A 7,836-nucleotide genomic window follows, 5' to 3' on the forward strand; every position below is an offset into this window, starting at 1 on the left:
TCGCTCCGGCGCGGCGCGCACGATCGTGACGACGGCACGACGCCGGATGTCGCGCGGTTCAGCGTCCGTCGAAGATGCCCAGAAGAGTGACGACACCGAAGAACACCGGGATGCCGTAGACCGCCGTCCCGACCATGAACGACGAGACCACGCGCACGTTGGCCCACCAGCCGTGGCGGGGCGTCCACGAGCGGAGCTGTCGCCCCTCGGGGCCCACGACGGGCGCGTGCGGGCGCCACGCCGAAACCCCCGCGGTACCGCTCACGAGACTCTCCGCGATCTCCACCGCGACCTGGCCAGCGACCCTCTCGTCGGTGTACCGCAGCGAGCGCTCTCGCAGTCGGGGTGCGACGTGGGTGAGGATCGCGTCCACCTCTCGCCACAGGGCCGGATCGTCCCAGCGACGCCGTTCCGCCCGGAAGAACACGGCCCGGTCCTCGATGATCTCGACGTCGAACGCGCGCGCGTGGTCCGCGAGCGTCGCCATGACGTCGGGGGTGAGGACGTAGAGCGCGTCCCGGGCGTATCCCCGTGGAGCGTACGCACGGAAGATGCGGTCGAAATCACCCTCCAGGGAGAGCCGTTGCCGTTCGGCGAGGTTCTCGGGCAGTCCCGAGCGCACCCCGTCGTTCTCGACGGCGTCGAGGACCAGGTGGGGGAGAGGGGATGCCAGCGAGACGCAGACGTAGGAGCGTGGACGCGTGCGCGGCATCCGCAGTCGAACCGTCCCGAATTCGACCCCTTCGCCCACGAAGCGCGGGTATTCGCGGACGCCGGCGGAGTGAGCGGTGACGATGGCTTTGAAGGAGTCCCGCCACCACGCTTCTGCGCGGAACTCGTTCGCCCGCGCGGTGAGAGCGCGGCGAGCGCGGCGGAGCCGAACGGGCGTCGAGGCCTTCCGCGACCATCGCCACAGGGCGACGCTTGCGGCGGTCCAGACGATGGAGACGACGAGGGTGATGATCAGGGTGCGTACGTCGTCGGCCTCGAGCGTCCCGTCGCCCCGGATGTCGACGTCGAGTCCGGTATCGAACACCACGATGAAGAGGGTCCAGACCAGGATCACGGCGTTCAGCCGCACGAGCAGGCGTCTGCGGGTCGGCACCCACGGCGGCGGTTCGTGCTCCGGTACGGTCGGCAGCTCCCGCCGTACGTCGTCGTCGGGGGCATCGAGCCATCGAAGGTCCACGCGTCGTCCTCTCCGGCGGAGGTTGGTCCGCCCGCCCGCCGGGGCGCTTCTCTAGACTGGCGTGGTGTCGACCGAACCGAGCCGTCCCCTTTCGGCGTGGCGGTTCGACGGGACGCTCCGGGCCTACCAGCGCGCCGCGCTCGACCGTGTCGACGTCGACGCGGGGGAGCCGCTGCACCTCGTCGCCCCGCCGGGTGCCGGGAAGACTCTGCTCGGGCTCCTCCTCGCCTCGCGCAGGGGGCACCGCACCGTGGTCTTCGCGCCGACGACGGCGATCCGCGCGCAGTGGGTGGGGGCTGCCCGGGCGCTGGCGCATGACGACGCCGCCGTGTCGGAAGACCCTGATCGCCCCGCCGACCTCACGGCCCTGACGTACCAGGCGATCAGCGTGGTCGACTCCGGCGAGCCCTTCGCGGCCCTGGCGCGTGCCCGCTGGGCCGAGGAGCTGATCGCCGACGACCGCACCCCCGACCAGGCCGAGGGATGGCTAGACGCGCTCAGCGAGAGCAATCCCGCGGCGTACGGCCGTGGCATCCGTTCTCGGTCCCGCGCCCTGCGTCGCACGCTGGCGAGACAGGATGCCACCGCGCTCACGGCCGCGCTCCACCCGCGATCGCGCGAGCTGCTGGAGCGCCTGGTCGGGGCAGGCGTCGAGACCGTCGTCCTCGACGAGTGCCACCACCTCCTGGATCACTGGGCGCTGGTGGTCGCGGCGCTCGTCGCGCGGCTGCGCGCGGCGGGTCGGGAGCCGCTCGTGATCGGGCTCACCGCCACCCTGCCCTCGCCCGATGACGCGAACGAGTACGAGAACTACGTCTCGCTGCTGGGCGAGGTCGATCTGGAGGTTCCCGTCCCGGCCGTCGTCCGAGAGGGGGATCTCGCGCCGTACCGCGACCTCGTCCACGTGGTCGAACCGACGGCGGAGGAGCGGGCGTTCCTCTCCGCGCACGCCGAAGCCCTCGCGGAGGCGCTGCGGACGACCTTCGCGGTGGGCGCCGGGAGGGAGTTCCTCCGCGCGGTGCTCCAGCCGTCGACCCCTTCCACCTCCGAGGACCCCCTCGAACCGCCCGCCGAGGGCGTCTCGTCCCCGGACCCGGTCGCTCCCGCGGGGACGAGTGCGGACGCGCGTCCGGGGATCGAGCCCCCGCCGCCCGCCGCGGAGTCGTCCGACCCCGACGCCGCCGTCGATGCCGCTCTCTCGGCGGCGTTCGCCGTCGACTTCGCCGGTGCCGAGGCCGCTGCGGCGATGTTCTCCGTCGTCGCACCCGGCGACCCGCTCACCGCGCGTCTTCCCGCCGTGGCACGACGTGCGCCCACGACGGACGAGACGCTGCGCCTGCTGGGTCGATACGCCCTCGACCGCGTTCTCCCCGACCCCGCGCGCGTCGACGATTGGCACCGGCTGCGCCGCCTGCTCGCCGATTTCGGCTTCGCCCTGACCGACCGCGGGGTGCGGCGCACCCGCGATCCGATCGACACGGTCCTCGCGTCCTCCCTCTCGAAGGACAGGGGAGCGTGCGACATCCTCGCCCGCGAGCGCACCGAGCTCGGCGACCGCCTCCGCGCCCTCGTCGTGACCGATTACGTCACCCACGGCAACGTCCACGGGGGGCTGCTGGGCTCGGCCGGCGCCGTCCGGACGTTCTCGATCGTGGCGACGGATGCCGTCACCTCGGCGCTGCGCGCGATCCTCGTCACGTCCTCGACGGTGCGCGTCGCCGTCCGTCACGCGGAGACGCTGCTCCCGGCGCTCACGCGCGAGCTCGGCGTCCCGGTGACGGGAGAGCCGTGCCCCGACGATGCGGCCGTCCTCGAGGTGCGGGGGACCACGGGGTCCGGTGTGGTCGGCGCCGTGTCCCGGCTGCTCGCCGACGGCTCGCTCGAGGTGGTCGTGGGCACGCGCGGTCTGTTCGGCGAAGGCTGGGACTGCCCGGCGGTGAACACTCTGATCGACCTCACGGCGGTGGCGACGGCGTCAGCGACGCAGCAGTTGCGAGGCCGTACCCTGCGACGCGATCCGAGCTGGCCCGAGAAGGTCGCCCACAACTGGACGGTCTCGGCGCTGCTGCCGCCCGACTCGCCCCTCGACGCGCAACCCGATGCCGCCCGTCTCCGTCGCAAGCACGCCGGCCTGTGGGGACTCGACGCCGACCACCCGGAACGCATCGTCCGCGGGCTGCCCGCGGCGCTGGGGCGCGACCGTCGTCGCGCGCTCGACGAGGTGCTCGAGAAGGCCCGCGGTGCGTCGCTGGAGGGTGTCGACGCCCTAACCTCGGCTCCGCCGCGGGACGAGACGCGATCCGCCTGGCGCATCGGCTCCCCGTACGACGATCGCGAGGAGCTCTCCGCGGTGGTCGAGCGCCCGGCCCGCACGCCGGTCTTCTCGACGTCGGTGCGGGCCGAGCGTGCCCTCGGCGGGTGGCTCGGAGTATCGGCGGGAGCGCCGGCGGCGATGCTCGCGTTGTCGTTCTTCCTGCCACCCGTCGCGGGAGTCGCGGTGGGGGGAGTCAGCATCCTGATCGGTGCCGTCATGGCCGTGCCCCTGTTCTCCGCGTGGCGTCGCACGCGTCGGCAGGCTCGGGATGCCGCGGCGACGCTGCGGAACATGGCGCGTGTGGTGTGGACGGCGCTGTCCGAGAGTGGGCGCGTCCGGTCCCCGCTCGCGGTGCCCGTCTGGGAGCGAGAGCGGAGGGATGCCGATGGCACCCGCGCCGAGATCCGGATGGCGGACGCGAGCCTTGCCGATCAGAGGACGTTCGGGATCGCCCTGGAGGAGCTGTGCGGTCCTATCCGGACGCCGCGCTTCGTTCTGGAGGTCGACCGCGGCGGAGGGCCGTGGTGGGTGCGCGGTGTCCTCGATCGCGTGGGACGCTCCCGGCCCCGGCAGTTCGTCGCCGTGCCGGCCGAGATCGGTCGTCGTCGGGCGGACGCTCTCCGCTTCCACGGCGCGTGGCAGGTGCACGTGGGTCCGGCCGTCCTGCACGAGCTCAACGGCCCCGAGAACCTCTCGCTACTCGCAGAAGCGCGCCGCACCGGAGGGTTCTCCGGAGCGGCGCGCTCGATGATGCGATGGAGCTGAGGGCTCAGTACCAGCCGGTCGACTGCGAGTGACCCCACGCGCCGCACGGCGTGCCGTAGCGGCCCGAGATGTACCCCAGGCCCCACGACACCTGGGTGGCGGCGTTGGTCTGCCAGTCGGCACCGGCGGACGACATCTTGCTGCCGGGGAGGGCCTGCGGAATGCCGTAGGCGCCGCTGCCGGAGTTGTAGGCCTTGTAGTTCCAGCCCGACTCCTTGTTCCACAGCGAGACGAGGCACGACATCTGGTCGTCGCCCCAGCCGCGGCTGGCGAGCATGTCGCGCGCGGCGGCCTGGGCGCCGGCGGGGCTGTTGTCTCCCGAACCGCCTCCGGTCGGGATGGGGGCCGAAGACCCTCCACCGCCGGAGTTCGACGAGGACGACGACGATGCCTGCTTCTCGGCGGCGGCCTTGTCGGCGGCGGCCTTCGCGGCGGCAGCAGCCTCTGCTTCCTGGCGCGCCTTCTCGGCCGCCTCTTCTTCCGCCTTCTTGGCGACGGCGGCGTCGAGACCCCCGCGCAGCTCGGCGACGCGCTGATCGACCGCGGCGGAGGCCGCGGAGACGTCGTGCGAGAGCGCCGGCAGGAACGTCTCGGGCAGCACCGAGGCCGCCTGCAGGCGCTCGGCGGCCTGCTGCAGCGCGGTCGTGTCGACCGTGGCGGGCTGGCCGATGTCGAGCCCGGATGCCGCGATGTCGCTCTGCACGGTGGCGACGGCCTGGATCGAGCTCGACGCGGCGGTCTCCGCCGCGCGGGCCTCGGTCTTCTCGGGGCCGGGGGAGGCCGCGAGCACCGTGGGCGTGATCGAGGAGGCGAGCGAGAACGTCGCGGTCGACAGGTCGGCGGGAGAGGCGGTGGCGGACGGCGCGGTGCCGGTGAGGGCCGAGGCCGCGACCACGCCGAGCACGAGCGCTCCCACTGTCGTCACGGGGCGACGACGAGTGCGGCGGGCGGCGAGGCGGCGGTCACGACGATTGGAAAAGGACGTCGAGTCAGAGCGCATAGAACCGGTTTCACGTGAGGGGAGGACGGTGCGGGTGTCACCGTCCGACCCGCGTCAGCGGGCACAAGACGGGGAGCCTGGCACGTGTTTCTGGACGCCACCTGGGCGGACCGCCTCAGAACACCGGAACAAAAACGCCGATCCGGGGCGAATCGCGCGCACGCGTGATCGCCCTGTCCAGCCCTCCGTCTCCGTGCGCGCTGCCCGGCCCGCGTCGTCGTGTGACGGCTCGACCGCGGGATGCGCGCCACCCGGGACTGCGCGGGAGGCCCGGTGCGTTAGACTGAGGTGTCACACCTGGGTTCTGCCTATCTGGCGAGCCCGTGGCATCGCACAAACAATCCGCTTCGCTTCGACTCGTGGTTGGAGTTCGCCCTCGGGCGGCCCCAGCCCGACGGCCCCCGGTCCTGGACCGACGGGTACAGGAGTCGGAGCCCGACACCACACCCAACTAGGACAACCCACTACATGACTACCGCAACGACCGCCCCGGCTACCAAGCAGGTCGCGATCAACGACATCGGCTCGGCCGAAGACTTCCTGGCCGCGGTCGAGAAGACGCTCAAGTTCTTCAACGACGGCGACCTCATCGAAGGCACCGTGGTGAAGATCGACCGCGACGAGGTCCTCCTCGACGTCGGTTACAAGACCGAGGGTGTCATCCCCTCCCGCGAGCTCTCGATCAAGCACGACGTCGACCCCAACGAGGTCGTCAACGTCGGCGACCACGTCGAGGCCCTCGTTCTCCAGAAGGAGGACAAGGAAGGCCGCCTCATCCTGTCCAAGAAGCGCGCTCAGTACGAGCGTGCGTGGGGCGACGTCGAGAAGATCAAGGAGAACGACGGTGTTGTCACCGGTTCCGTGATCGAGGTCGTCAAGGGTGGTCTCATCGTCGACATCGGCCTCCGCGGCTTCCTCCCGGCCTCGCTCATCGAGCTGCGCCGCGTCCGCGACCTCACGCCGTACCTCGGCCAGGAGATCGAGGCCAAGATCCTCGAGCTCGACAAGAACCGCAACAACGTCGTGCTGTCGCGCCGCGCCCTGCTCGAGCAGACGCAGTCCGAGTCGCGCACCACGTTCCTCAACAACCTCCACAAGGGCCAGGTCCGCAAGGGCACGGTCTCGTCGATCGTCAACTTCGGTGCGTTCGTCGACCTGGGCGGCGTCGACGGTCTCGTCCACGTCTCCGAGCTCTCCTGGAAGCACATCGAGCACGCCTCCGAGGTCGTCGAGGTGGGCCAGGAGGTCACCGTCGAGATCCTCGAGGTCGACCTCGACCGCGAGCGCGTGTCGCTCTCGCTCAAGGCGACGCAGGAAGACCCGTGGCAGGTGTTCGCCCGTACCCACGCGATCGGCCAGATCGCTCCGGGCAAGGTCACCAAGCTCGTTCCCTTCGGTGCGTTCGTCCGCGTGGCCGACGGCATCGAGGGCCTCGTGCACATCTCCGAGCTGTCGGGCAAGCACGTCGAGCTCGCCGAGCAGGTCGTGTCGGTCGGCGAAGAGGTCTTCGTCAAGATCATCGACATCGACCTCGAGCGTCGCCGCATCTCGCTGTCGCTCAAGCAGGCCAACGAGTCGGTCGACCCCAACGGCACCGAGTTCGACCCGGCGCTGTACGGCATGGCCACCGAGTACGACGAGCGTGGCGAGTACAAGTACCCCGAGGGCTTCGACCCCGAGTCGGGTGCGTGGCTCGAGGGCTTCGACACTCAGCGCGAGGCCTGGGAGCAGGAGTACGCCGCTGCTCAGGGTCGCTGGGAAGCCCACAAGGCTGCCGTCGCCAAGGCCCTCGAGGCCGAGGCCGCCAACCCGACGGACGCTGGTTCGTTCGGTGGATCGTTCTCGTCCGAGACGCCCGCCCAGGGCACCCTCGCCGACGACGAGTCGCTGGCTGCGCTTCGCGAGAAGCTCTCCGGTCGCTGATCCGTCCCGCATCGAAGGCCGGTACCTCCTCGGAGGTGCCGGCCTTCGGTCGTTTCCGGGCGCAAGCCCTGGTGGGCAGGTGGTCAAGCAGGGCAGGATGAAGGCATGGCTTCTCGACTTCCGCTTCTGATCACCCTTGCCGGCGTGGCCGTGCTCTTCCTGTCGATCGCGTTCGTCTTCGCTCTGGTCATCGGAGCGATGTTCTTCGGCGGGATCGAGTTCACCGGGGGACACACGGATGCCATGACCTCGCCGTCGACGTGGACACTCGTCGCCTGACCGTCATACCGTTCCCGTCACTCGGCCCGGACGACCTCGAAGGTCGTGCCGGGCCGTCCGCGCTTCCGTGTGTTTCCGCGTGTGCGGTCCGGCGACACGCCCGAGATGTGCCTGGATTCGACGGGTCGGTCGTTCCCGCGTAACTTATTACTTGTTCGCCCCACAGGGGAGAGCGGAGAGGCCGGAAGGCCCCGCATCGTCTCAAGTGGCGAACCACCCAAGACCTCATCGTTTCGGTGTATGGTTTTGGTTCTGGTCTTCGACCGGGTCTCACGACGCTGATCTTTCATAGGTCCCATGGTGAGAACCACAAGGTTCGAATGATCGAATAGGTAGTGAACTGCCTCACGGGTAGGTCGGGAGATC

At 70.6% G+C, this 7,836-nt stretch carries 5 protein-coding genes; 3 read left to right on the forward strand and 2 right to left on the reverse strand.

The genetic code is table 11. From position 1 onward, the window contains the following. Positions 1 to 58: 58 nt before the first annotated feature. Positions 59 to 1,189 (reverse strand): hypothetical protein, encoded by a 1,131-nt coding sequence (locus MTE01_RS04145; protein ID WP_103210831.1) that lies wholly within the window; start codon positions 1,187 to 1,189, stop codon positions 59 to 61. Between the two features lie 64 nt (positions 1,190 to 1,253). Here MTE01_RS04145 and MTE01_RS17210 point away from each other — a divergent pair, with 64 nt between their 5' ends. Then, positions 1,254 to 4,268: a DEAD/DEAH box helicase family protein gene (locus MTE01_RS17210; RefSeq protein ID WP_218026317.1), complete on the forward strand. Its 3,015-nt coding sequence runs from the start codon at positions 1,254 to 1,256 to the stop codon at positions 4,266 to 4,268. A gap of 4 nt (positions 4,269 to 4,272) precedes the next feature. Here the strand turns inward: MTE01_RS17210 and MTE01_RS04155 are convergent, their stop codons facing one another. Next, a complete protein-coding gene (locus tag MTE01_RS04155; RefSeq protein ID WP_103210832.1) occupies positions 4,273 to 5,193 on the reverse strand; it encodes an aggregation-promoting factor C-terminal-like domain-containing protein in 921 nt (306 codons plus the stop codon). A 543-nt stretch (positions 5,194 to 5,736) separates the two neighbouring features. Between MTE01_RS04155 and rpsA the strand changes: the two genes are divergently transcribed. Together rpsA and MTE01_RS16950 are read left to right on the forward strand one after the other, a co-directional pair. After that, entirely contained in the window at positions 5,737 to 7,191 is a 1,455-nt protein-coding gene (rpsA, locus tag MTE01_RS04160) for a 30S ribosomal protein S1 (RefSeq protein ID WP_056227982.1), read from the forward strand. A 105-nt stretch (positions 7,192 to 7,296) separates the two neighbouring features. Next, the gene (locus tag MTE01_RS16950; protein WP_170210603.1) at positions 7,297 to 7,470 is read left to right on the forward strand and encodes a hypothetical protein; all 174 of its coding nucleotides are present in this window, start codon (positions 7,297 to 7,299) and stop codon (positions 7,468 to 7,470) included. Positions 7,471 to 7,836 lie beyond the last annotated feature (366 nt).

Source organism: Microbacterium testaceum (assembly GCF_006539145.1).
Classification (GTDB): Bacteria; Actinomycetota; Actinomycetes; order Actinomycetales; family Microbacteriaceae; genus Microbacterium; species Microbacterium testaceum.

What these genes read in the sequence shown, in the direction of transcription:
- MTE01_RS16950 (WP_170210603.1), top strand. Translation starts at nt 7,297, where the DNA reads ATGGCTTCTCGACTTCCGCTTCTGATCACCCTTGCCGGCGTGGCCGTG.
- rpsA (WP_056227982.1), top strand. Translation starts at nt 5,737, where the DNA reads ATGACTACCGCAACGACCGCCCCGGCTACCAAGCAGGTCGCGATCAAC.